General features: G+C 40.2%; 21 protein-coding genes. 7 read left to right on the forward strand and 14 right to left on the reverse strand.

Annotated elements, in window-relative coordinates; genetic code table 11:
• The first annotated feature begins 2 nt into the window (after nt 1-2).
• Nucleotides 3-383: an SRPBCC domain-containing protein gene (locus BLU33_RS14615; RefSeq protein WP_091374306.1), complete on the forward strand. Its 381-nt coding sequence runs from the start codon at nt 3-5 to the stop codon at nt 381-383.
• 66 nt (nt 384-449) lie between these two features.
• Here BLU33_RS14615 and BLU33_RS14620 read toward each other — a convergent pair whose 3' ends face one another.
• The 4 genes from BLU33_RS14620 to recQ all read right to left on the reverse strand — a co-directional run bounded on the left by BLU33_RS14620 (nt 450) and on the right by recQ (nt 5,518).
• Complete coding sequence (locus BLU33_RS14620) at nt 450-1,793, reverse strand: OmpA family protein (RefSeq protein ID WP_091374310.1); 1,344 nt, start codon at nt 1,791-1,793, stop codon at nt 450-452.
• Between the two features lie 392 nt (nt 1,794-2,185).
• Complete coding sequence (locus tag BLU33_RS14625) at nt 2,186-2,614, reverse strand: OsmC family protein (protein ID WP_091374312.1); 429 nt, start codon at nt 2,612-2,614, stop codon at nt 2,186-2,188.
• 105 nt (nt 2,615-2,719) lie between these two features.
• Entirely contained in the window at nt 2,720-3,127 is a 408-nt protein-coding gene (locus tag BLU33_RS14630; RefSeq protein WP_091374315.1) for a DUF3052 family protein, read from the reverse strand.
• Between the two features lie 198 nt (nt 3,128-3,325).
• Nucleotides 3,326-5,518 carry a DNA helicase RecQ gene (gene recQ, locus BLU33_RS14635; RefSeq protein ID WP_091380581.1) on the reverse strand — a complete coding sequence of 731 codons (2,193 nt, stop codon included), beginning with the start codon at nt 5,516-5,518 and terminating at the stop codon, nt 3,326-3,328.
• A 238-nt stretch (nt 5,519-5,756) separates the two neighbouring features.
• Between recQ and BLU33_RS14640 the strand changes: the two genes are divergently transcribed.
• Nucleotides 5,757-6,842, forward strand: a complete 1,086-nt coding sequence (locus BLU33_RS14640) for a mannose-1-phosphate guanylyltransferase (RefSeq protein WP_091374318.1) — start codon at nt 5,757-5,759, stop codon at nt 6,840-6,842.
• A 69-nt stretch (nt 6,843-6,911) separates the two neighbouring features.
• Here the strand turns inward: BLU33_RS14640 and BLU33_RS14645 are convergent, their stop codons facing one another.
• Together BLU33_RS14645 and rlmB are read right to left on the reverse strand one after the other, a co-directional pair.
• Nucleotides 6,912-7,355, reverse strand: a complete 444-nt coding sequence (locus tag BLU33_RS14645) for a hypothetical protein (RefSeq protein ID WP_091374321.1) — start codon at nt 7,353-7,355, stop codon at nt 6,912-6,914.
• A 41-nt stretch (nt 7,356-7,396) separates the two neighbouring features.
• A complete protein-coding gene (gene rlmB, locus BLU33_RS14650) occupies nt 7,397-8,167 on the reverse strand; it encodes a 23S rRNA (guanosine(2251)-2'-O)-methyltransferase RlmB (protein ID WP_091374324.1) in 771 nt (256 codons plus the stop codon).
• A 406-nt stretch (nt 8,168-8,573) separates the two neighbouring features.
• Between rlmB and dnaB the strand changes: the two genes are divergently transcribed.
• Entirely contained in the window at nt 8,574-10,133 is a 1,560-nt protein-coding gene (gene dnaB / locus BLU33_RS14655; protein WP_091374326.1) for a replicative DNA helicase, read from the forward strand.
• Between the two features lie 110 nt (nt 10,134-10,243).
• On the opposite strand, the gene chrA is transcribed toward dnaB, so the two are convergent.
• Complete coding sequence (chrA, locus tag BLU33_RS14660; protein WP_232009294.1) at nt 10,244-11,443, reverse strand: chromate efflux transporter; 1,200 nt, start codon at nt 11,441-11,443, stop codon at nt 10,244-10,246.
• 190 nt (nt 11,444-11,633) lie between these two features.
• Entirely contained in the window at nt 11,634-11,975 is a 342-nt protein-coding gene (locus BLU33_RS14665; RefSeq protein ID WP_091374329.1) for a tetratricopeptide repeat protein, read from the reverse strand.
• Nucleotides 11,976-12,096: 121 nt separating this feature from the next.
• Here BLU33_RS14665 and BLU33_RS25640 point away from each other — a divergent pair, with 121 nt between their 5' ends.
• The 4 genes from BLU33_RS25640 (at nt 12,097) to BLU33_RS14685 (ending at nt 15,546) form a co-directional block, all read left to right on the forward strand.
• Complete coding sequence (locus tag BLU33_RS25640; protein WP_157682159.1) at nt 12,097-12,447, forward strand: hypothetical protein; 351 nt, start codon at nt 12,097-12,099, stop codon at nt 12,445-12,447.
• Between the two features lie 29 nt (nt 12,448-12,476).
• Entirely contained in the window at nt 12,477-13,088 is a 612-nt protein-coding gene (locus BLU33_RS14675) for a bifunctional nuclease family protein (protein WP_091380587.1), read from the forward strand.
• A gap of 138 nt (nt 13,089-13,226) precedes the next feature.
• Nucleotides 13,227-14,486 carry a nucleoside permease gene (locus BLU33_RS14680; RefSeq protein WP_091374334.1) on the forward strand — a complete coding sequence of 420 codons (1,260 nt, stop codon included), beginning with the start codon at nt 13,227-13,229 and terminating at the stop codon, nt 14,484-14,486.
• Nucleotides 14,487-14,493: 7 nt separating this feature from the next.
• A complete protein-coding gene (locus tag BLU33_RS14685; RefSeq protein WP_091374335.1) occupies nt 14,494-15,546 on the forward strand; it encodes a DUF3667 domain-containing protein in 1,053 nt (350 codons plus the stop codon).
• On the opposite strand, the gene BLU33_RS14690 is transcribed toward BLU33_RS14685, so the two are convergent.
• The 6 genes from BLU33_RS14690 to BLU33_RS14715 form a co-directional block, all read right to left on the reverse strand.
• Nucleotides 15,543-16,595, reverse strand: coding sequence for a glycoside hydrolase family 53 protein (locus tag BLU33_RS14690; RefSeq protein WP_091374338.1), 1,053 nt, complete (start codon nt 16,593-16,595; stop codon nt 15,543-15,545). The genes BLU33_RS14685 and BLU33_RS14690 overlap by 4 nt on opposite strands.
• Nucleotides 16,596-16,709: 114 nt before the next feature.
• Entirely contained in the window at nt 16,710-17,321 is a 612-nt protein-coding gene (locus BLU33_RS14695; protein ID WP_091374340.1) for a porin family protein, read from the reverse strand.
• Between the two features lie 204 nt (nt 17,322-17,525).
• On the reverse strand, nt 17,526-18,848 hold the full coding sequence (locus BLU33_RS14700) for a TolC family protein (RefSeq protein WP_091374341.1): 1,323 nt from the start codon (nt 18,846-18,848) through the stop codon (nt 17,526-17,528).
• A 26-nt stretch (nt 18,849-18,874) separates the two neighbouring features.
• The gene (locus tag BLU33_RS14705) at nt 18,875-19,552 is read right to left on the reverse strand and encodes an ABC transporter ATP-binding protein (RefSeq protein WP_091374344.1); all 678 of its coding nucleotides are present in this window, start codon (nt 19,550-19,552) and stop codon (nt 18,875-18,877) included.
• Between the two features lie 261 nt (nt 19,553-19,813).
• Nucleotides 19,814-22,318, reverse strand: coding sequence for an ABC transporter permease (locus tag BLU33_RS14710; protein ID WP_091374346.1), 2,505 nt, complete (start codon nt 22,316-22,318; stop codon nt 19,814-19,816).
• 126 nt (nt 22,319-22,444) lie between these two features.
• On the reverse strand, nt 22,445-24,904 hold the full coding sequence (locus BLU33_RS14715) for an ABC transporter permease (protein WP_091374349.1): 2,460 nt from the start codon (nt 24,902-24,904) through the stop codon (nt 22,445-22,447).
• Nucleotides 24,905-24,995: the final 91 nt, after the last annotated feature.

The raw sequence follows: 24,995 nt of genomic DNA on the forward strand, positions 1-24,995 counted from the left end.
ACTTGAAAGATTTTAAAAAATATTACGTTCTTCCGGCGGCTCCGGAGGAAATTTATACTGCTTTAACTAATCCATTAACCATTGAGCTATGGACCGGCGAACCGGCGGAAATGACTACCGAACCCGGATCAGAATTCTCTATGTGGGATGGCAGCATCGTTGGTAAGAACATCGAGTTTGAAGAGAACAAAAGAATAGTACAGCAATGGTATTTTGATGGACAGGAAGCTGAATCTATCGTTACCATTAAACTTCACGAAGACAAAAACGGCACATCTGCAGAATTAAGGCATACGAATATTCCGGATAGTGATTATGAGGATATAACCGAAGGCTGGAACGATGCTTATTTTGGTTCTTTATTCGAGTTTTTCAGTATCTAACAAAGAAATTTATAAAAGAAAAAAGCGGCTCAATTGAGCCACTTTTTTCTTTTATAAATCTGGTTATTAATATATACTAAATTCAACACGGCGGTTTATTTGACGACCGGCATCAGTTGCATTAGTAGCTATTGGGTTTGCTTTACCATAACCTTCTGCCTGTATTTTTGAAGCATCAGCACCCTGTTGTGCAAGGTATGTTTTAACAGCTTCGGCGCGAGCTTTTGATAACTTTAAGTTGGCAGCAACTGAACCTACATTATCAGTATAACCGGCCAGTTTTAAGTTAAAGCCTTTTGCAACTAAAAGTTGGGCTAATTTATTTAAGCTTTCATCTGAGTGTTCACGGATTGTCGCTTTACCAAAATCAAACTCAAGATTTCTTACAGCCTGGTTAACAACTTCTTTATCCTGTTGCGTTACGTAAACCTTAACTTCTGGTTTTTTCAATGGACAGCCTGAACCATCTACAGGTGTACCTGCCGGTGTGTTAGGGCATTTGTCATAAACATCAGGCACGCCATCACCATCAGAATCGACTGTAAATTTAGCTAAGTTAGCGTTAGTAGCATTCAAGTCGCTTCTTAATTGTTGGTTGGCAGCTTGCTGTTGGTTAACTTGTATTTGTAATCTTTGTTCATCCATTAAATATTCTGTACGCATTGATGCTACCGGATTATGTGTAGCTAATTGTGGTTTTTTGCTGCTTCCAAGTGCAAATTCTAAACCGATGTGTCCATAACCGAACCTGTCGTTTGTTGCGCCTTGTACGCTGCCATCAAAGTTATCAGCATTAACAAAATTAACCTGGTAACCCAAATCGATGTTTACACCATTGGCCACGTTAAATTTCAAGCCTGCACCTACCGGGATAAAGAAATCATGTTGTTTACCTTCATTGGTTGGGCCACTTGCTGTTGTTAAGGTTGGTGTATAAGCAATGTAACCACCACCTACTGTTAAGTAAGGTTGTATATAACCCTGCTCGTGCCTCCAGTTAATGTTAGCTAAAGTAAAGTTAGCAGCCAGATCAACCGAATAGTTTATTTTGGTATTGAAGCTGGTATACGTTCCATTCACCTGATCAGCTGGTGTAACTGCACCTGCAACCTTACCGGCAAGGAAATCGGCCTGTAAACCGAATGACGGCAAAATCTGATCCTTAATATAACCACCGTACCCTATTTGATTATGCGGCGACTGGAAGTCTTGTTTTTTAATACCGAACACAGTGTATGGGGTAAGTACACCGCCGTTAACACCTATTGACCACGTGCGGAATGCGCTGCCATCAGAGAAAGGCTTTACATAATTTTTTGACGCTGTAGTGTCAGGGGTTTGGGCTAGAAGTTTGCCACCTACCATTATTCCTGTAAGTAGTAGTGAGGCTTTTTTTAAATTTGATTTCATAATAATGTATTTAAGTGAGTCGTGCCCTCGTGATTTTATTAGGACATAACTTCCCGCTTAAAGGCAACATTAATGCCATCAAACACTTTTGGCGATAGTTTTCAATGTTAAATCAATGTTGACTTTTTCGGATAAAACACTGATATGCAATAGGTATCAGTACTTGTGAAAGCGCCCGGAAATATATATTTAAGTGGAATTATTTAAAAAGCCAGCTATATGTTAATATGAATTTAAAAACATACACTTCTGTAGGCTTATTGCTAATTTCATCAAAATTTCATACTAAAATTATGATTTTGATAATATATCATAGCAAATGCATAATATAGCTATAAGCTATATTATGCATTTGTAAATCAACAATAAAAAAAATGGATATTTTTTGAAGACTATGCTGCAGGATGCACAAACACCTTGTATTTAATTTCGGCGCCGGCTTTCTCTAAAGTAGCAGCAACTGAGCAGTATTTATCTACCGATAATTCAACGGCTTTCTGGGCTTTATCAGGGTCGATATTACCATAAAGGTGAAATTCAATATCAATATTGCTCCATAAAGAAGGCTCCTTGCCTGCCTCACGATCACCGTTGATGATCATTTTATAATCTTTTACTTCCTGGCGCTGTTTTTTCAGTATACCGATCACGTCGATAGCCGAGCAGCCGCCTAAGCCCATTAACAGCATTTGCATTGGGCGCACACCAAAATCAAGGCCTCCGCTTTGGGGGTTACTATCCATTTTAACCGAATGTCCATTTTCATCTGTAGCTACAAAGCCGCAGTCGCCATTAACGCGCGCAAGTTCTATTTTAGGCATAACAAATATTAATAATAAGCTAAGTTAGCTATTTGTATGATCATAACATGGCCTTTTAGGCCTGCTTCTATACTTTTTTGGGTAAAGATGATATTATTCTGAAAATTACCTGTCTTTAACCGGTATAACCAATTTTAAACCCGACCATACCTCATCCACAGCACAAACCTTAATATCAACCAAGCCTATCTCTAAGGCATAATTCCGGATGATATCCTCCGTAATATCTGTAATAACTTTTGATGCTTTCTTGGGCCATGATACCCATATCATACCATTTGGCTTAAGCTGTTGCTTTAATAAGGACAGGTTAGCCAGGTATTCGTCTTTTAGCTGGGTAAAGAAATGGATAAAATCCCTTTTAAAGTTTTTGTCGTCATCGGCAAATATGAGGTCAGCGGGCAGATCCGTAAACAGCTCAAAGTAATAGTCGGGTGCATTAATAAGGCTGATATTAAAGCCGGGCTTTATACCTAGTTTCTTTGCAAGTGGTGTGCTTGAGTAGCCTGCCATAATGATGATATTTATTACTAAGATAACTAAAAGCACCGTCATCCCGAACTTGTTTCGGGATCCCACAAGCTGAGCTGTATGCTTGGCGTATATCTAAATGTGGGGTGCTGAAACAAGTTCAGCATGGCATTCTATATAATATTTAAGGCCTTTAAACTTAATTAAAGGCCTTAAATATCATTAATTCAAAAATTAAACTTAGTTCCCCAGTTCCGACATGAATTTTATGCGCATTAGCTGAACCTCTTCACGAGTGTAATCATCGTTGCCGAGTTCAACCAAAGCATCATCTATTGAGTCGATCTCAGCGGCGCGGAAGTAATCAAATACTTCTTCCTGCTTATCCTCATCAATTACCTCGTCGATATAATAGTTAAGGTTAAGCTTGGTGCCTGAGTTAACTATGGTTTCAATCTCTTTTAATATCTCTTCGTAGCTCAAACCTTTCGAAGCTGCAATGTCTTCCAGGTTCAAGTGCCTGTCAATATTCTGGATAATGTAAACCTTAAGCGCTGATTTATTGGCGGCACTCTTGATCACCATATCAATAGGGCGATCTATATCATTATCCTCAACGTACTTCTTGATCAGATCAACAAAAGGAGCACCAAATTTTAGTGCCTTGCCTGCCCCAACGCCCGAAATCTGTTTCAGCTCTTCGGTATTAATCGGGTAGTGCGTACACATTTCCTCTAATGACGGATCCTGGAAGATAACAAACGGAGGCAATCCTTTTTGCTTAGCCAGCTTTTTACGCAGGTCTTTCAGCATTTGCAACAGCTCTGTATCCAAAGCGCCCCCACCCTGTTTTGGCCCATCTTCCGAGTCATCATCATCCGTAGCCTCAATAGGTGTGTTCAATATAAAACGGATGCTGTATGGGTTATCTAAAAACGCGTGGCCTGTGCGGGTCAAGCGCAACAAACCGTACTGGTCAATATCCTTTGAAAGAAAATTATTCAGCAAGGCCTGCCTTAACAACGAGTTCCAAAGGTTTTCGCCATCGGCTTTACCTGATCCAAAGGCATCGATCAAATGATGCCCGTAGTTATGTACCTGCGGGTTATCCTGACCCATCAATACACTGATGATGTGGTGATCATCGAACTTCTCACCTATCTGTTTGATCAGGCTCAGTGCCCTGTGCAGTTGCTCTTCGCCATCAAAGTGCTCTTTGTGGGTACTGCAATTATCGCACATGCAATTACAACCGGCCTCGTTAAAGTTTTCACCAAAATAGTGCAGCAATTGCTTGCGGCGGCATACTGATGATTCGGCGTAATCAATAACTTCTTTTAATATCTGGGTACCAATTTCGCGTTCCGAAACCGGTTTATCTTTCATGAATTTTTGCAGCTTGTCAATATCCTTCTGCGAATAGAAAGCTACGCAAACCCCTTCCCCGCCGTCACGCCCGGCACGGCCGGTTTCCTGGTAATAACCTTCCATGCTTTTAGGCACATCGTGGTGTATCACGTAACGCACATCGGGTTTATCTATCCCCATACCAAAGGCTATAGTGGCCACAATTACGTCTACATCCTCCATCAGGAATTTATCCTGTGTATCAGCCCTTACTTTAGGATCCAGGCCTGCGTGGTATGGTAATGCTTTAACCCCGTTAAGGCTCAGCACTTCGGCTACTTCCTCAACTTTTTTACGGCTAAGGCAATAAATGATGCCTGATTTCCCTTGGTTTTGCTTAACAAACTTTACTATCTCCTTAATTACGTTACGTTTTGCACGTACCTCGTAAAACAGGTTTGCACGGTTAAATGATGATTTGTAAATGGTGGCATTGTTCATTTGCAGGTTTTTTTGAATATCCTGCTGAACTTTTGGAGTAGCGGTTGCTGTTAAGGCGATGATAGGTATATTTTCGCCGATATTGCTGATAACCTGTCTTATTTTACGGTATTCCGGGCGGAAATCATGGCCCCATTCCGATATACAGTGCGCCTCATCAACTGCCACGAATGATACATGGTTCAGGCGTAAAAAATCAATATTTTCCTGTTTGGTTAATGACTCTGGTGCAACGTATAATAGTTTGGTTACACCACTTAAAACATCCTCTTTAACCCTTGCAATATCAGCCTTGGTTAATGACGAATTTAAGAAATGCGCTATGCTGTCTGATCCGCCGAATGCTCTCAATTGATCAACCTGGTTTTTCATCAATGCAATTAATGGCGAGATCACAATCGCTGTTCCATCGCTCATTAACGCGGGCAGTTGATAACACATGGATTTGCCGCCACCGGTAGGCATAATCACAAACGTATCGTTCCCCGCTAAAATATTAGTTATAATCGCTTCCTGTTCTCCTTTAAAGTTATCGAACCCAAAAAAGTTCTGGAGATTATCAAAAAGCGACTTCTTGGTCTCTATCATCTACTTATCAATTTCTTAGAATAAAATTAAAAATAACATTTTTTTATCAATTAACGATGAGTTTACTTTAAAATTTTATACAAAAATGATAAAACTTAAAAAACATTTTAAGCAATTATTTATTTTAAAGAATGGCTGGTGCAAGTTTTAGTTCATTTAATTTTATTTAGTATTTATTTCACAGAATATTGTTCAAATTTGCCACCGCTTTAGCAATTAAAATTCTCTACTACACATGAATAAAAATTATTATGCCATAATCATGGCTGGGGGCATCGGGAGTCGTTTTTGGCCAATCAGCAGAACATCGCATCCAAAGCAATTTATTGATATACTGGGCACCGGTAAAACTTTAATACAGAACACTTATGAGCGTTTTTTAAAAGTATGCCCTAAAGAAAACATTTATGTTGTCACCAACGAAAACTACACTCACCTTGTAAAAAGCCAGCTGCCTGATATGGCAGATAACCAAATATTAACTGAACCTGTAATGCGCAATACCGCGCCATGCATTGCTTATGGATGCTTTAAGATTGAAAGCCTTAATCCTGATGCTGCCATAGTTGTTGCGCCATCAGATCATTTAATTTTGGATGAACCGGCGTTTATAACCAGTATTGAAAAATCGTTGCAGGCCGTGGCAGGGCATGATTACCTGATAACCCTGGGCATAAAACCATCACGACCGGATACAGGCTATGGATACATCCAATACACGGATCAAACTATTAAAAATGATTTTCATAAGGTAAAAACCTTTACAGAAAAGCCAAATCTTGAAATAGCCAAAACCTTTTTACAAAGCGGCGATTTTTTATGGAACGCGGGCATATTTGTATGGTCGGCTAAGGCTATTGTTAAAGCCTTTAGCCAATATTTGCCTGATATGAATGAGATTTTTGTTGAAGCACGCGCATTTTACAATGGAGAAAACGAGAAAAAGCATATCCATACCGCTTACCAGCAATGCACCAACATATCAATCGATTACGGCATAATGGAAAAAGCTGATAACGTGTACGTGCTTCCATCAGAATTTGGCTGGAGCGACCTGGGCACCTGGGCTTCTATATATGATCTTGCCGATAAGGACTATGTAGGCAACGCTGTTATTCCAGCCGAAAAAGTAATCATGTATGATTCATCCAACTGCATGGTTAACGTACCCGGCGAAAAACTGGTGATATTACAGGGCTTGCACGACTATATCGTTGTAGAATCAAACAACTCCCTCCTCATTTGCCCCCGCGACCAGGAGCAAAATATTAAACAGGTTGTGGCTGATGTGAAACAGAAGTTTGGGACGAAGTATATTTAGTTTTCAATCAAAAAACTGATTGAAAACTAAAATAGCGATGGGTTTGAAACCCATCGCTATTTTTATGTATTATTTATGATGAGAGGTGTCTGGCGGTGGTGGACCAGGATCTATGGGTGCAGGATCTATTGACCCATAAAAGACACTCATTTTAGTATGAGGATCGTCACCATTGATTATAAATTTACCATTGTGAATCAGCAGTTTACCGTGAACATTGAGCCAATTGCCTGCTAAAGACCGTAGCCAATGAATATGCTTTGCACCCTGCACATTATGGATAACAATACTTATTTCGGGGCTATTTTCTCTTACGCGTGGATCAGGAAAGGTTATAATACAGATTCTCGAAGCGGGGTCAAAATTCACCTTGCTGACCATCTCCAAAAAGTCAACTGTTTTTCCAATATATTTTGGAGCGTCATTAGCTGTAATTTCAGTTTGTGCATAGGCAACATTGAGGCTCATACATAGGCCCAACAAAATACCTGCCCGTTTAACTATTGTAATCATAATAAAATCAGTAACACAAACATTAAAATAAGCGAAACTATTTAATTAGCTTTTAACCCGCGCTGCCTTATCGCCTCGTATAAAATCACGCCCGTTGATACCGATACGTTCAATGATTCAATTTCGCCAAACATAGGGATCTTTGCCAGGTGATCGGAAATTCTGATGATCTCATTGCGAATACCGTCTTCCTCCGACCCCATGATAATGGCTGTGGGCGAGGTATAATCTGGCGCATAAATATCTTCTTTGGTTTTTTCGGTACAGCATACCAGTTGCAGACCAGATTCCTGCAGAAATTTTACCGTTTGCATAAAGTTATCGTGCCTGCAAACCGGGATCTTATACAATGCCCCTGCCGAGGTTTTTATGGCATCGGGGTTGATCTGTGCCGAGCCTTTCGCAGGTATAACAATGGCGTGTACACCCGCGCATTCGGCGGTGCGGGCAATGGCGCCCATATTGCGTACATCGGTAATAGCATCAAGCACTAAAATTAAGGGCACCTCCCCTTTCTCAAACACCTGCGGTATAATATCTTCAACCTTTTGATAAATAATTGGTGAAATAAAAGCGACCACACCCTGATGGTTCTTCATAGTGAGGCGGTTCAGCTTTTCAACCGGGACCTGCTGGGGGGTAATGTTATACTCAACAGTAAGTTCCCGCAACTCATTAAGCAGGCTGCCGCCAATACCTCTTTGTATGTACAAAGCCTCAATTTCCTTACCCGACCGGATAGCCTCAACAACCGCGCGAATGCCAAAAACCATCTGATTACTCTCGCGTACAGGCCTCGAATTAAATGTCATTTCCTTTTCTAATTTGAGATGTGAGATATGAGCTTTGAGCCGGAAAATATCCACTATTTTCTAACATCCTAAATTCCATATAACCCATCTGTTTAAGCCCCAAAAGTAGCTATATTAATTGATTAAGCACTTATTGAACTCGTGTGCCAATTTGGTTTTTTTTATTTAATTAACATTTCGTATCTTTATTCACATGGTTTTAAGTAATTGACAATCAAAGCATATCACAACACATTAACACTTTATTAACAATCCGCTGTTTATAAAAGTGTTTTTACCAACAAGCTTTGTTAATTACCGATGCTCAAATTTATGTAGTTGTTAATGACCGCTGTTGCCTGCCAAAACAGATATTAACTTCTTAAAAAAACAATACATATAACATTTTATATATTTTTGTTGTCCGATGATTTTTGAGAACGATAAACCTAATTACAATCAGAATACAGGTGAGCGCAGAGGCCGCCCCACTAATCCTACGCCATTTAGCGGGCTGGGGAAATTACCCCCTCAGGCGATAGATCTGGAAGAGGCTGTACTAGGCGCATTGATGCTGGAAAAAGATGCCTTATCATCTGTTATTGACATCTTAAAACCCGAGGTTTTTTATGTAGATAAACACCAAAAGATATTTCATGCTATCCACCAGCTATTTGAAAAATCATCACCGGTAGATATACTTACGGTAACCGCCCATTTGCGCCAGTTAGGCGAATTAGAGATGATAGGCGGCGCTTATTACATAACCGAGCTTACCAACCGTGTTGCATCGGCAGCAAATATTGAGTTCCATGCGCGTATTATCATCCAAAAATTCATACAGCGTGAACTGATCCGAATCTCTACCGAAGTTATCCAAAGTGCATACGAGGATACTACCGATGTACTCGATCTGTTGGATAAGGCAGAAAAAAATCTTTTCGAGATCGCCCAAAACAACCTGCGCCGTGATTCGCGCAAGATGGACGACCTGATGCATGAAACTTTAAAGGAGATTGAAGCCCTTAAAGATAAAAAGGATGGATTAACAGGTGTGCCTTCCGGCTTTACCGATCTCGACCGCATGACCTCGGGCTGGCAAAAATCCGACCTGGTGATCATCGCTGCCCGCCCTGCGATGGGTAAAACAGCCTTTGTACTTACCTGCGCCCGTAATGCTGCAGTTGAGTTTGATAAACCGGTTGTTGTGTTCTCGCTCGAGATGTCGTCAGTTCAATTGGTTAATCGTTTAATATCAGGTGAAACCGAAATTGAGCAGGAAAAGATACGTAAAGGAACTTTAGAGGAATGGGAATGGCAGCAGATCCACTCCAAAATAGGCAGGCTTGAGGCAGCTCCGCTGATACTTGATGATACCCCGGCACTAAATATATTTGAGTTCAGGGCCAAGTGCCGTCGTTTAAAATCGCAGCATGATATACAGTTAATCATCATCGATTACCTGCAATTGATGCATGGTAAGTCTGATAGTAAAGGTGGTGGTAACCGTGAGCAGGAAATTGGTAGTATATCAAGAGCACTAAAATCCGTTGCTAAAGAGTTAAATGTACCGGTGATAGCACTATCGCAATTAAGCCGTGCAGTTGAAAGCAGGCCGGGTGGCTCTAAAAAGCCTATGCTATCAGATTTGCGTGAATCGGGCTCTATTGAGCAGGATGCGGACATGGTATTGTTCCTGTACCGCCCTGAATATTACGGATTAACCGAGGATGAAAATGGCCAGCCAACACAAGGCGTAGGCGAAGTAATTATAGCCAAGCACCGTAATGGCGAAACAGGCACAGTACGTTTAAAATTTGTAGGCAAATTTGTTAAATTCATCGATCTTGACCAGGGCATGGACGGCTTCCCATCGGCGGCTAGTCCGTTTGCGGGCTTAAACCCATCACAGGATTTTGATAAGCCAAGCAACTTTATTATCAGGCCATCGCGTATGGATGATATTGATGATGAAGCACCGTTTTAACCCCCTAGCCCCCTGAAGGGGGAACTTTTGACTAGCATAAAGAATACCACTGACTTCAGTCTGCGACTGAAGCCTACAGGCCGGGTGAAAGTTTGCAACTTTCACCCGGCCTAAAATATCAAGCCCAGTACTATCCCAATAATAATAACTACCGGTGTTTTTATCTTAGTAAAATAAAGCAACAAAGCCGTACCTAACATTAATACATAAGATAGCCACTCGGTACCAAAAGGCCGGGCAAGGAGTATAAATGCTGTTGCCATAAAGCCCACCGCAACGGAGTTAATGCCGCTCAGCGAGTTTTTTATCAGCGTTATTTTTTTCAGATCATTCCAAAAAGGGACGATGAACAAGATAAGTATCAAACCCGGCAAATTAATGCCAATAACAGCCACAATACTGCCTATTATCTGCCCGCCAATACCGTAACCTTTATTACCTAAGGTGATCCCCCCTAAAAAAGAGGTAAAGGAAAATGTAGGTCCCGGTAAGGCCTGTTGTAAGGCATATCCCGAAAGAAATTCGGAGCTGGTTAAATAGTGCTTTACACCAACAAACTCGGTGTACATTAGGGGTACCAATACTTGTCCACCGCCAAAAATGAGGATACCATTCCGGTAAAAATTCTCAAACAAACGTATAGGTAAACTGAATGGTGAAGTTTGATTGATGATAGCGCCCAATACCGCGAAGAATAGCAAAATACCAATAAAGTACGCCACTTTGTTAGGGTTTACATTGGCAAAAAGTTTTGTCCGCAGTTCATTTTCCTGTGGCTGGGTTTCCATTGCGGATGATATGATGCCGCCTAATAAGATCAGTATAGGGAACGCATATGGGTTTTGCAGTATCAGCGTAACTATAAGTGAGCCTATGGCCAGCATAACGCTCACCCTTGTTTTGAGGAACTTTGTAGCAAACGTATAGGTAGCATAAGCAACAATACCAACAGCAATGGGCTGTATAAACTTTAATACCTCAGTAAATTTAGCCCGCCCCTCAAACATTTCATAACTGATTGCTGCTAAACACATCACCGTAGCCGATGGCAATATCCAAATTAAAAAAGTGATGATGGCCAGGCGCAACCCTCCTACTTTCCAGGCAATACCTACCAGGGTCTGGGTAGATGACGGGCCCGGCAACAGCTGACTAAGCGCCAGTAGCTCCATCAATTCCTCTTCGCTGATGTAGTTACGTTTTTCAACAAATTCGCGCAGCAAAATAGCAATATGCGCCTGCGGACCACCAAAGGAAGTGAAGGTGTAGATGATGGAATCGCGAATGAATAAAAGTTCCCGTCTGCTCAAGGTAAATTAATTTAAAATCTTAACCCCTATTGTCGTTTCGACCTTCTTGTCATTTCGAACGAGGTACGAGGAGAAAACTTCTTCGCCTTGTATAGTTCGCTTTGTATGTTGCAGAAGATTTTTTCGCTCACACAACCCAGGCAATTCCTGCTCAAGAGAAAGTTCTCCCTCTGGTCGAAATGACAACCGGCTAGTAGTCATCATCGTCGTCCTCAACTCCTGCCAGTTCATTATAAACCGCCTGCAATTCTGATAATGCATGATTGTCCCGTTTTTCACGTGCGGTTTTCATCCCCTTTTCATAGGTGGCAATGGCATCTTCCTTACGGTTAAGCGCCTCATATAACTTACCTAAATGGTAATAAGTACCCACATAACCAGGGTGATTATTTACCAGGTCTTCATAGTATTCAAGCGCCTTTGCGGTATCATTAAGGCGAAGGTATTCTGTAGCCAGCGCATACTTTAAAAACTCGTCTTCAGGCTCATTTTTAATAAACTCCAGTAGCTTCTCTAATCTGCTCATCTGCATTTTAAACTCTCTCTTTTTTAATTAAATTTGCACAAACCCATTGTATAATAACATCCGCATTAGCAAACAAATACGGAATAATTTATTTAGGATTTCAACATTTACCTTTAAAAAACCATTTATGATGAAGATCATGGTATGTATGAGTAATGTTCCTGATGCCTCCACAAAAATAGCCTTTACTAATAATAACACGCAATTTAATACCACCGCGTCGCAATTTATATTGAATCCGTATCACGGTTGGCAATCACACATTGAAGATGTTGCACAAACTCATATTTCAATCAGCACAAATTTGTATATTGCAATAGGAATTGCGGGGCCAAAAACTCCCCTAACAAAAATCAATTCCTCAAAAAATAAAAACACTGAAGCACCATTTTTTAGCGATGCAGATTACGGTATTATTGGCGATGCTTTTGATGTAATACCAAAATTAGCAACAGTTAAAAAATATAAAACTTCATAATAAAAGGGTTTGTTGTGATGGGCAATAACATGAAAAAAATTAAGCTGGATATAGTTGGGTTGTCATACAGTCAGACCCAATCCGGTGCGTATGCTTTAGTTTTGGGTGAGATTAGCGGCCGCCGCCGTTTGCCCATTATTATAGGCGCCTTTGAGGCCCAGGCCATAGCTATAGAGATTGAGAAGATGACGCCAAGCAGGCCGCTTACCCATGATCTGTTTAAAAGTTTTGCTGATGCTTACCACATTGTTATACAGGAAATTATTATTTATAACCTGGTTGATGGCATTTTCTATTCAAAACTCATCTGCTCTGATGGTAAAAAAACAGTGGAGATTGATGCACGCACATCTGATGCTATTGCGGTGGCGGTTAGGTTCGACTGTCCGATCTATACCTATGAATTTATCCTTTCAACAGCGGGCATAGTGATTGAGGGCAACGATTTTGTTTACCTGGAGAACATCAACGAAACACCTGAAGAGAAAACAGCTACTGCTGCCAGCGGGGGTGCTACCGGTGGATTCAATTCATTAAGTACCGATGAACTAAAATCAAAGCTACAGGAAGCCCTTTTTGAAGAGGCATACGAAAAGGCCGCCAAAATCCGCGATGAGCTGAACAGAAGAAAAGCTTCTTGATTTGAAAACAAGCTGATTTGAAGATTTAGTAATTTGAAAATTGTGACCTGCATTTTCAAAGCTTCACATTATCAAATAATTTCTCTATTTTCCGTCATTAATTTTTAACTGAACAAGATTTACTAAACTGGGCTCCATATGAATATTAAGTTTCGCTTAATACTGATGAATTTCATGCAATTTTTTATATGGGGAGCTTGGTTACTTACAATTGGGGCCTATTGGTTTCAAAATAAGGGTTGGTCGGGCGCACAATTCGGGGCTATTTTCTCCACCATGGGTATTTCAGCCATATTTATGCCTGCCCTCACCGGTATTATTGCCGATCGGTTCATAAACGCTGAAAAACTCTACGGAATACTGCATATTTTAGGTGCATTAACTTTATCCAGTCTGCCGCTGGTAAAAGATCCAACCACATTTTTCTGGGTGATATTACTTAATATGATCTTCTACATGCCAACGCTGTCGTTATCAATAACAGTTGCATATGCGGCTTTAAAAGGCAGTAATAAGGATGTGGTAATAGACTACCCTCCTATACGCATATGGGGCACCATTGGCTTTATAGCAGCGCTTTGGGTAGTAAGCCTTTCACATAACGAAACCTCTGTAAACCAGTTTTATATCGCATCTGCAGTCGCACTTGCATTGGGCATATATTCTTTTACATTGCCAAAATGTCCGCCGCTTTTAAGCAAGGTAAGTAACAAGTCGTTTGTTAACCTATTAGGTTTAAATGCTTTCGCATTGTTTAAGATCCCGAAATTTGCCATCTTTTTTGCATTCTCCCTGCTATTGGGCGCAGCTTTACAGCTTACAAACGCATACGGTGATACCTTCATACACGATTTTAAAAACGTACCTGCTTACCAGGACCTTATCGCAGTAAAATATCCGGCTATTATTATGTCTATATCGCAGGTATCTGAAACATTGTTTATCCTGGCTATTCCGTTCTTCCTGCGTAAATTCGGCATTAAATACGTGATGTTATTCAGTATGCTGGCTTGGGTATTGCGTTTTGGTCTTTTTGCGTTTAGCAATCCGGCAGGTGGACTATGGATGATCATTTTATCGTGTATAGTTTACGGTATGGCCTTTGATTTCTTTAATATTTCGGGCTCATTATTTGTTGAAACACAAACAACTCCCGAAATTAGGGGCAGCGCGCAAGGGCTGTTTATGATGATGGTGAATGGTTTTGGGGCATTGTTCGGCAGTTTTACAAGCGGAGTAATAATTGATAAGTTTTTCACCATGGCCGATCATACTAAAAACTGGCAGGGCATATGGCTTTGCTTTGCAGCATATGCCCTGGTTATAGCTATTATATTTCCATTTGTATTCAGATATAAACATAATGCCGCGCTTGAACATGCCATACAACATGCATAATTAAACCATGAAAAAACATTACCGTAAAGAAAACGATTGTCTTAATTGCGGAACTACACTGCAAGGTAAATTCTGTTATAATTGCGGCCAGGAGAACCTGGAGATAAAGGAAAGCTTTGGCCATATGATGAGCCATACCATAAGCGACTATTTCCACTTCGATGATCAGTTTTTTCATACCCTAAAACCACTTTTCTTTAAACCAGGGTTTCTTACTACTGAATATTTGGCAGGCCGCCGCGCACGTTACCTGCACCCGGTAAAAATGTATATTTTTATAAGTCTGGTTTATTTCATAGTGCTTTTTCAAACCGGGCATAATCCGGTAAAAGTAAATCATGTAATTCCCGCTAAATCAACCGATGTTCAATTGTTGATCGATTCTATTGAAAAAGATCCAGATATCCCTGCTTTTGCAAAAAACGAAGCTATCAGTGAGCTAAAAAAAGGTAACCAGAAGAATGGGAAGATCATAATTACTGATGATGATGCTAATTCATCAAAATACTTTCTATCGCCAAAAAGTAACGATACTAGCTACAATGCTTACTTATCAGCACAACAAAAACTCCCTGAGGACAAACAAGACGATATTTTTTTGCAGTTGTATAATAAAAAGGCATTTGCCTACAAGGCAGAGTATGGCGAACGTACCAAGGAGGTAATTGTTGAGCAATTTAAACACAACATACCCAAAATGATGTTCCTGATGCTGCCATTGTGCGCATTAATACTGATGATAACATTCTGGAACAACAAGAAATATTATGTTGAATACCTGATCTATTCATTTCACCTGCATTGCTTTTTATTCCTCTTTCTAACCATCATAATGGTATTGGAATGGATATACCCGGCAAGCTGGAAAGGCGTAACAAGCTGGCTTAATTTATTCGCAACAATTACTACTATCTGGTATATATACCGGTCATTAAAAGTTGTTTACCAACGCAGCACATGGCGAACAATTACCAAGCTAACAGGTGCATCATTTATGTATATGATTGGCTTTACGCTCTGTGTTGGATTGGCTTTTTTAATTACCGCGCTTACCGCTTAATTAGCAAAAGCATCCAAAGCAGCAGTTGGCTTTCCTGTAGTATCAAAAGCACCCAAGCCATAACTTAGCCAATTGTAGGCTTCAGGCTCCCAGTAAAATACGCCCAGACCTTGCCCGTTTGCAACACCGTTTACTTTGGTGATAATATCCGTTAAGAAATCGCGCGTGGTTTGTGGCTGGTCAGCTTCCATGCCTACCTCTACTATCATTACCGGGGTGCTGTACCGAGCTACCATAGCATTTATATTGGTTAAACACTGGGCATCTAAAGTACCATAATTGGCAGTTGTTGGGTATAAGGACATACCGATGATATCCCATTTAGCACCATTGGCCTTTAAACCGTCAAATAACCATTGATAGGTAGTGTTATCATAACCGTTTGCTAAATGAACGATAACCTTTGTTGTACTGCTTACTGATTTAACCGCATTATAACCACTAAGCACCAACGCGGCAAAATTTGCCATATTGGTTGATGCTTTGCCATCATCCCAAAGCATACCATTACTTGTTTCGTTACCTATCTGCACCCAATCAGGTGTTATACCATTGGTTTGCAGGGTATCCATTACGTGCACAGTATAATCATGCAGGGCTGTTACCAGGTCGGGGAAGGCAAGGCTTGCCCATGCAGCCGGTTTGTTTTGGTCACCGGGATCGGCCCAGGTATCACTATAGTGAAAATCGATCAGTATCTTCATGCCGGCGTTTTTAGCACGTACTGCTTTCGCTACCAGATCAGCGGTATTACACCAGCCACCAGTCGGGTTTACCCATGCCCTAAGCCTGATGGAGTTCATACCAATACTTTTCATTAAAGCAAAAAGATCCTGCTGCTTACCGGTTTTATCGTAAAACTTATAGTTTGACGCCTCCATCTGTGTAATCCAGCTTATATCAGCCCCTTTAGCAAAAGTTGAGGCAACAACAGGTGATTTATAAGTAGCTGTTGTAGTAGTTTGCGCTGGTGCAGAACCGTTATTTTTTGAACAGCTAACATTCAAAAATAACAATACAAGAGCGCTAAGCCATGTAGCTTTTTTCATTTTTAGGGGATATATTGTTTAATAATTGGTATAAATGGTTGCACAAATGTAATAATTATTTACAATAACTGTATATATTACACTTTATCTACATTTATACCAATTAAAAAAGCCCTAAAGCGAGAATAGTTTGTAAGCCAGGGTGAGGCTAAACAGGTTAATACGGGTATGAGAATCATCCGCTGAACCATATGCAACCTTATTTAAACCGGCTTCATAGCGTAAGTCTATCGACAGGCTCCTGATATCAACCCCGCCACCGAATTGCCATGCGTAGTTTTGATTTTTAAATTCAAGTGTACCTGCGTTATGCGCCGCATCAGAAAGTGTTTGGTCTTTATTTATGGCGAATGATACTACCGGGCCGGTATAAAACCTGGCGCCAAAGCCAAAGGCTCCTATTTTACCACCAAACAACAAGGGCAGATCAAGACTGGTAAATTTCACCTTATTGGTATATACCTGGTTATTGTCTGAATAAGAAGTATTAACATCCTTGCCGGTAAGATATAATTCCGGTTGGAAATTAAAGCCTAGTGCGCCAAACCGGGCCCACACGCCGCCAACATAACCAGCCTGGTTGCTGTTGTTAAAAACGCCGCTCTGCGGAAAAGCGGCTAAATTCATACCGCCTTTAACACCAAACTCAAAGTTTGGTATAACTTGTGCCGAGGCAAAACCTGTAAAAACTGAACAGATAAGCAGTGTAAGTATTATTTTTTTCATAGGGATGTTTTTATACAATAACGAAGAAAATGGGATTTTTGTGTTTGCCTGCCGATATAAATTATCATTTGAGATAACAAACCGCTATAAACTGGAAATATCCGGTTCATGTTAAAATCTATTAACACAAACCGGATATCTGGATGTAAAATCTGGGATAAATGTATAAATTTTTAATTAATGCAAACAGTTTGTTTAAAAAAATTAAAAAGACAATTTACCCTGGTAATAATCCAGTACTTTACTGTAGATAAAGTAATCATAACGAGCGCTGATAAGGTTTAGGTTAGCGGCATCCATGTTATTTTTTGAGGTGATATAATCAACCGATGTAAGTACTCCCGCCTCATAGCGGATCTTTGAGATCCTGAAGCTTTCAGAATATGCTTTTGACTCTGCATCCAACGCCTGGTACTTATTATAAGCAGCCATCATGTTGTAATAGGCCTGTTCAACATTTTGTCTTAAAGTTATTTTTGTGTTTTCCTCAACATACTTGTAGTTTAATAGATCAAGTTTGGCTAATGAGACCTGGTTCTTTTTAAAATGGTTGGTGAATATGGGAATATTCAGGCCCAGTTGCGCATAAGTACCATAGTTGTTCTTAAACTGATTGGTATAACTGATAGGGTTTGAATTAGTGTAGTTTGTGTTTACCCCATACCCAAGTGCCAACGACGGGAATAACAGACCTTTGTAATATTTCACCTCTTTTTCAGCACTCTGGCGCATTAAGGTTGCAGCTTTAACATCTGCCAATTGCTCCAATGCTGTTTGATATACCTGATCTGGCAAAACATCTTTGTCCCCTCTCAGGTCCTCCGCGTTCAGTGGCTGTAGTTCCGCGTCGCGATTATATGGTATGTTCATTACCTGGAATAAGTTCAGCATAGCTGATCGTAGTGAGTTTTGGGCCGTTACAACATTAACATTGCTTGCCTGTAACAGGCCTCGCTGATCGTATACATCCGATGCCAGTTTATTAGCACCCTCTTTTTCCAATATCTCCACCCTATCGGCACCTTCTTTGGCAACCGACAGCTGGCTTTTGGTTTGATTTAAAATAGCCTCGGCATCCAATACCTGCAGATAACTGGTTATAACGGTTACCGTAACTATATCCTTTGCCGCCTGGTAAGCCATTTTACCCGACTGATAGGCCAATGAGGTCTGTTTAATAGCGCTTTGAAGCGCCAAGCCATTAAATACAGTTACGCCACCAGATAATGCATAATTATCAGATGTAACCGCCTGGTTGATATAAGTATTGGTAACAGGGTTAATTGCACGGCCTGTGCTTAACTCACGTGATATGCCACCGCTTACAGTGGGTATAAGGTTGTCTTTTGCCTGTACATAACCTATACGTGCCCGCTCGGCAGCTATGGCACTTTGCTGTACGGTTAAATTATTTTTTATAGCAGTATCCAAACACTGCTGCAATGTTATTATATTACTTTGTTGCTGCGCGTGCGCGTTAAAACCGAGTACCAGTAAAAAAATTATGATGTAGTTACGGAATGACATTTCTATGTTGATATTTTTATAATTGCTCAGAATTTTTTTGATGACTCTATCCTGCCGTCTAAAAGATTGATGATACGGCTGCCGTACTCTGCATTTTTTTCGGAGTGGGTTACCTGTATAATAGTTACGCCGTCTTCTTTATTCAATTTCCTGAATAGGTCCATGATCTCCTCACCTTGTTTTGAATTAAGGTTACCGGTAGGCTCATCAGCCAATAATAATTTAGGCTTAGCTATCAGCGCGCGTGCTATACCCACCAGTTGCTGCTGGCCGCCTGATAATTGCGCAGGGAACAGATCTTTTTTACCCACTATCTGAAAACGGTCAAGCATATCGGCCACCATGGCCTTGCGTTCAGCGCCTTTAAAATCCTGGTAAATAAGCGGGGTCTCGATGTTTTCATAAACGGTAAGCTCATCAATTAAATGGTAAGCCTGGAAAACAAAACCTATGTATTTTTTATACAAAGCCGAGCGCTGTTTATCTTTAAGCTGATGCACGGCTTCGTTCACAAAATAATGATAGCCATCTGTAGGCTCATCAAGCATACCGATGATGTTTAAAAGCGTTGATTTGCCCGAACCTGATGGCCCCATAATAGAAACAAACTCGCCTTCATCAATATCAAGGCTGATATCATTAATTACAAAGTTCTTGTTTCCGCCGTTTTGGTAGTATTTTGAAATATGCTGAAGTGATAACATTTAATTATTTATTGATTTTTAAATTACTGAATCTAGCAATATTAGATTGAATAACATACCAAAGTTATAAATCATTAACTATCAATACATTAATAGATAGTCTTTAACTAAAAACTGTTCGCTTACGTAACATGGAGCGTACGGTTATGATACAGTTGCTTCGCATCATTGGTTCACTGGTTCACTGGTTCATTGGTCTTAGCACTTTGCTTAATTAGTGTATTTATTACCGCCGTATTACCAATGAACTAATGAACAAACCTATTCCGACCGCAAGCTTTTAACCGGGTTGGCCATGGCGGCTTTAATGGTGTGGTAACTTACGGCTATTATGGCTGTAAGCATAGCTATCAGCCCTGCAGAACCGAATAATAGCCAATCGGGTTTTATGCGGTAGGCAAAGTTATCGAGCCATTCATGGACCATATATAATGCTATAGGTGAGGCTATAATAAACGAACCGGCCGCTAATAATAAAGTTCCGCGGTTAAGCATCACGAACAGGTTGTAGATAGATGCACCCAGCACTTTACGGATACCGATCTCCTTGGTGCGGTTGATAGTAGTAAGCCCCGACAACCCAAATAAACCCAGACAGGCAATAATGATGGCTAATATGCATGATGTGGTAATGGTGGTCATCCAGCGCTGGTAGGCATCATAGCTTTTTGCCACATCCTGATCAAGGAAAGTATAGCTGAATGGCATATTGTTCGTCATCTTGTTCCAGTTCAGTTTTAAATCTTCCATTGCATTTGGTATACTTTGCCCAGCTTTTATTTTTATCCAGAACCATGCGTCGGGGTTACCACTAATTTGATGATATACCGGTTCTATCTTTTTTGTGAGATCATCGGTATGATAATCCTTACAAACACCAATAATTATCCCACCTATTTGGTAATTAAGTACATCAAGCTTTGGTTTGCCCAGCATATTGTACAATGTTTCATTAACAACAACACTATGGTTTACACGTGAGCTTTGAGGATTCATTTGTGCTGATACAAGTTTTATACGGGTACTGTCGCTTGCGATATCCCTTGAAAAGTCCCTGCCTTCAACAATCGGGATCTTATTAAATTTAAAATAATCAAAATCAACTCCCATTTCCTGAAACCCTACCTGCTTACCATTAATTATAAATCCGCTTGTACTATATCCCTCAAAATCAAAATAGGTACTGGTTATCCCCTGTAAATAAGGTTGGCTTACAACAAATTGCGTTAACCTTTCTTTTAATGAGCCGCGGTCTTTTTCGTCGGTCCAGCTATAGGGATTTTGCAATACAATTATCTGGTCTTTATCAAAACCCATACTGGTTTCACTTATAAAATGCATTTGCTTATTTATAACCAATGCCGAGATCACCAGTATAATACAAATACTGTATTGCAAAACCACTAAGCATTTTGATAAAACCGGGCTTATGCGATAAGTTGAAAAACCACGCATAATATTTAGTGGTTTTAAGCCAGACATAGCCAAAGCAGGATAAATACCAGCCAGCACCCCTAATGTAATTGACAACAGTAATAACATCAATATTAAATTACTTATTGAAAATGCCGACAGATTTAATACCGAACCTGTTAAGCTGCTGAAAAATGGCAAACAGGTTACAGCTACCATAAACCCAACAATAACAGCTATAAAAGCAAGTAATTGTGTTTCGGTGTAATATTGCAATACAATTTGCCTGCGCCCTGCCCCTATAGTTTTACGAACGCCAACATCCTGTGAGCGCGATATGGCACTGGTAAGTGTTAGCAGCACATAATTTAAACAAGCTATCAATAAAATAACTATGGCCAGGCAAACCAACTGGTAAATATTCTTCAGGTCTGTGTAATGGTTCCAGCCCCGGCTTTGATTGTAATGCGCATCGGCAAACGGCCTTAAAAATACCAGAAAAGGTGCCGGCTTAGTTTTGGGATCATTCTTAGCCATCTCATCAGTCAGCGATTTAAAGTACTTTGGCGCAAAGGCATTAAGCTTTTTTTGAAAAGCAGCAACATTGGTGTTTTTTGCTAACCTCACAACCAGTAAATCGCTGAAAGTTTCTACCCCCCTTTTTAATTCATCTGCATAATCAGCATCTGCTTCTCGGGTAATAATTACATCAAATTTAAAACTTGAATTATCCGGAAAAGCCTTAGCAACACCGGTTACATTTACCAGCAACCCTTCGCTGGTAATATTTAAAGTTTTACCAACCGGATTATCATTCCCAAAATACTTTTTAGCAAACTGCTCACTTATTACAGCAGAATTATGACCTGATAGCACCGATTGTTTATTACCCTTTACCAACGGGAAATCAAATGCCCTAAAAAAATCAGGATCAACATATGCTGAGCTTTGATCACTCTCCTTAAAACTTTGATTGCCTACACGTATAATTGGATTGTACAATGGTCTTATACGTATTGCATTCTCAATTTCAGGAAAATTCCTTTTCAGATCAGGTGCAAACACTACCGGTGTTTGTATCATATTCTTTTGATCCGCATCCTGTGTTAGGAATGAAAAAAAACTTTTCTTCGATTCAGTATTACGTAATCCTGAAAACACATCCGATTCCTCAACTCTGAATAACCTATCGCCATCCTTATGAAAATCATCAAACGACTGCTCGTTCTTTACATACAAATAAACCAGTATGCAAAACGCGCTGGCCACGCTAAGCCCAATAATGTTTATTGCAGAATATAATTTATTCCGGAATATATTCCTTATAGCTAATTTCAGGTTGATCTTTATCATGTTAGTTTATTTGTTCACTGGTTCATTTTGCTTCTCGTTATTGGTCACTGGGTCATTCGCTGCGCTGTGATTTGGTCATCTCATCTGCAATAAAACTAATGACTCAATGACCTAATGACACAATGACTATTCCGATCTCAAACTTTTTACCGGGTTTGCCACCGCCGCTTTTACCGTTTGAAAACCTGATGTAAATACAGCCAGTATCAGCATGCCTGCGCCGCTTGCGGCAAATATCCACCAGCTGATGGAGGTTCTATCGGCAAAACTTTGCATCCATTTGTTCATAGCCCACCAGGTTGCAGGGGTTACAATTATAAATGCCAGTAGTATAAGTAATATCATTTCTGTTGAGAGCAAGGTTACTATCTGCGCCACAGATGCGCCAAGTACTTTTCGGACGCCAATCTCCTTGGTACGCTGGTTGGTTGTATAAATAGCTAAGCCCAATAAACCCAGGCAGCTAATAAATATAGATAAGCCGGTTGCCCATGCTAACAAGGTTGAGGTATGCTGCTCGCTTTCATAAAACTTTTTAATGTTATCATCAAAAAACTGGTAATCAAAATCATCATCCGGGTACGATTCTTTCCAGTATATGCCCATTTGTGCAATTGCTTTTTTCCACTCTCCCCCACCCGCTGTTTCAGGTTTTAATGCGATGTGGAAAGTGCCATTGTTATAAATACCATTTCCCCTTACAATCACTATAGGCTTAATTGGTGTACGTAATGATTTCTGATAAAAATCGGCAACAACACCCACAATCTGCATTTTTGTGCTGGTACCGTTATAATCCAGAAAATTACCTACAGCCTGGGCGGGTGATTTGAACCCTAAAACTTTTGCATAGGTTTCATTGATCAAAAAGCCTTTGGTCGTATCCGATTGTTGCAGGTTACGGCCGGCAAGCAATTTTATATGGTAAACTTTAAGATAATTCTCATCAGCAAATTTTTGCTGTACATCGGTTTTTATCTCGTGTTTGCCATTCTTATACGTTGCTTCGGTCGAAATGGTAACACCCGCCGAGGGAGCAGCGCCGCCCACGCTCACCATCGCTACCTGCGGTATAGAATGCAGCTTGTTAAGGAATACCTGCTTTTGATTTGATCGCAGGGCCTTCCATGGCGTACTTATAATTATAATTGCGTCTTTTTTAAAGCCAAGATCCTTATGTAAGGCGTAGTAAATTTGCTTGCTGACCAATATAGTCGCCATTATGAAAAACTGCGCTATTATAAATTGGGTAACTGTTAATGATTTGCGCAGGTAGGCGCTCCGGGTTTTACTGCTATTTGAAGCGGCCTGATTTTTAAGGACTGTAACCGGTTTATAACCCGACAATAATATGGCAGGATAAAATCCCGACAAAATACTTACAACTACTGTTAATATCACCAAAAACACAACCAGCCCGGGTTTGAATAACAGATCGACTTTTATACCCGCCGGGATGAAATCAGCAAATAGCTTTAGTATTAATGGAGTAATTGCAACCGAAATTATAACTGCAATTAAGGTGATAAAGAACGTTTCGCTTAAAAATTGAAATATAAGCTGCCTGCGGCTACTGCCCATTGTTTTACGGATGCCTATCTCCTTAGCCCTTTGCGTTGCCTGCGCTGTGGTTAAATTCACAAAATTTATACAGCCAAGCACCAAAAGAAAAGCTGCTATGGCAAGTAAACCATACAATGTGGTTTTACTTGCAGTACGCCCACCATCAAAGTTGCCATAGGCTTCATTAAAATGCAGATCGCTTAATGGCTGCAAGCTAAAATTCTGGGTATAATCTTTAGATGGTTTTGAGTTCTTTTTAAGCAGATCGTTCAACTGCTTTTCTACATGTGGTGCATTGCTTTGGGCCGATAACTTTATAAATAGCTGCGATGAAGAGTTGGTATTAGTCCATTGGGTTAGCTGAAGCTGATCTTTCAGATCTTTATTAGCCGCATTTGTACTGTAGGAGATAAAATCATGAAAGGCAAAATCGGTATTATCGCTTATGGTTTGTACAATACCTGTAACCGCGGTTTTTAACGTATCGTAGGTAATTACCTTACCCATTATTTGATCATACGAAAGCGTTGGGAAGTATTTTTTTGCCTGATTGGAAGTTAATACCACCTGATTAGGCGCGCTTAATGCAGTTGCAGCCGAACCGGCCAGCCATTTATAATTAACTATTTTAAAATACTGAGCGTCGGCAAGTACAACGTTATCCTGATTCTTAAACCTTACCGGTACATTTTTAATACCGGGAACAAAAACATTGGGCTGATATAAAGAATAAAAAGCAGCCGTTACTTCAACGCCGGTAACCTGGCTTTTTACGGCTTCCGGCAACGGACCGCAAACACCACTGTTGTTACCTGCCTCGCCCGAATAAGAGTAGTTGGTTACCACGCGATAAATGCGATTGTTATCGGGCTGAAACTTATCAAACGTAAAGTCAAAATGAACGATGAGGTAAATTACCAGCGCAGCGCTGATACCTATGGATAGGCCTATAACATTTATCAGCGTAAACAGCTTATGCCGCCAAAAACCACGGAATGCAATTTTAAAATAGTTCTTTATCATTTCTTTTAGTCATTAGTCATTTTACTTCGTGTCATTGGTCATTGGGTCATTAGCTTCGTTGTCATTCTTTCACTAATGACAAATGACTCAA

It is taken from the genome of Mucilaginibacter mallensis (assembly GCF_900105165.1).
GTDB lineage: Bacteria > Bacteroidota > Bacteroidia > Sphingobacteriales > Sphingobacteriaceae > Mucilaginibacter > Mucilaginibacter mallensis.

What these genes read in the sequence shown, in the direction of transcription:
- BLU33_RS14620 (WP_091374310.1), bottom strand. Translation starts at nt 1,793, where the DNA reads ATGAAATCAAATTTAAAAAAAGCCTCACTACTACTTACAGGAATAATG.
- BLU33_RS14625 (WP_091374312.1), bottom strand. Translation starts at nt 2,614, where the DNA reads ATGCCTAAAATAGAACTTGCGCGCGTTAATGGCGACTGCGGCTTTGTA.
- BLU33_RS14630 (WP_091374315.1), bottom strand. Translation starts at nt 3,127, where the DNA reads ATGGCAGGCTACTCAAGCACACCACTTGCAAAGAAACTAGGTATAAAG.
- BLU33_RS14640 (WP_091374318.1), top strand. Translation starts at nt 5,757, where the DNA reads ATGAATAAAAATTATTATGCCATAATCATGGCTGGGGGCATCGGGAGT.
- BLU33_RS14645 (WP_091374321.1), bottom strand. Translation starts at nt 7,355, where the DNA reads ATGATTACAATAGTTAAACGGGCAGGTATTTTGTTGGGCCTATGTATG.
- rlmB (WP_091374324.1), bottom strand. Translation starts at nt 8,167, where the DNA reads ATGACATTTAATTCGAGGCCTGTACGCGAGAGTAATCAGATGGTTTTT.
- dnaB (WP_091374326.1), top strand. Translation starts at nt 8,574, where the DNA reads ATGATTTTTGAGAACGATAAACCTAATTACAATCAGAATACAGGTGAG.
- BLU33_RS14665 (WP_091374329.1), bottom strand. Translation starts at nt 11,975, where the DNA reads ATGCAGATGAGCAGATTAGAGAAGCTACTGGAGTTTATTAAAAATGAG.
- BLU33_RS25640 (WP_157682159.1), top strand. Translation starts at nt 12,097, where the DNA reads ATGATGAAGATCATGGTATGTATGAGTAATGTTCCTGATGCCTCCACA.
- BLU33_RS14675 (WP_091380587.1), top strand. Translation starts at nt 12,477, where the DNA reads ATGAAAAAAATTAAGCTGGATATAGTTGGGTTGTCATACAGTCAGACC.
- BLU33_RS14680 (WP_091374334.1), top strand. Translation starts at nt 13,227, where the DNA reads ATGAATATTAAGTTTCGCTTAATACTGATGAATTTCATGCAATTTTTT.
- BLU33_RS14685 (WP_091374335.1), top strand. Translation starts at nt 14,494, where the DNA reads ATGAAAAAACATTACCGTAAAGAAAACGATTGTCTTAATTGCGGAACT.
- BLU33_RS14690 (WP_091374338.1), bottom strand. Translation starts at nt 16,595, where the DNA reads ATGAAAAAAGCTACATGGCTTAGCGCTCTTGTATTGTTATTTTTGAAT.
- BLU33_RS14695 (WP_091374340.1), bottom strand. Translation starts at nt 17,321, where the DNA reads ATGAAAAAAATAATACTTACACTGCTTATCTGTTCAGTTTTTACAGGT.
- BLU33_RS14700 (WP_091374341.1), bottom strand. Translation starts at nt 18,848, where the DNA reads ATGTCATTCCGTAACTACATCATAATTTTTTTACTGGTACTCGGTTTT.
- BLU33_RS14705 (WP_091374344.1), bottom strand. Translation starts at nt 19,552, where the DNA reads ATGTTATCACTTCAGCATATTTCAAAATACTACCAAAACGGCGGAAAC.
- BLU33_RS14710 (WP_091374346.1), bottom strand. Translation starts at nt 22,318, where the DNA reads ATGATAAAGATCAACCTGAAATTAGCTATAAGGAATATATTCCGGAAT.
- BLU33_RS14715 (WP_091374349.1), bottom strand. Translation starts at nt 24,904, where the DNA reads ATGATAAAGAACTATTTTAAAATTGCATTCCGTGGTTTTTGGCGGCAT.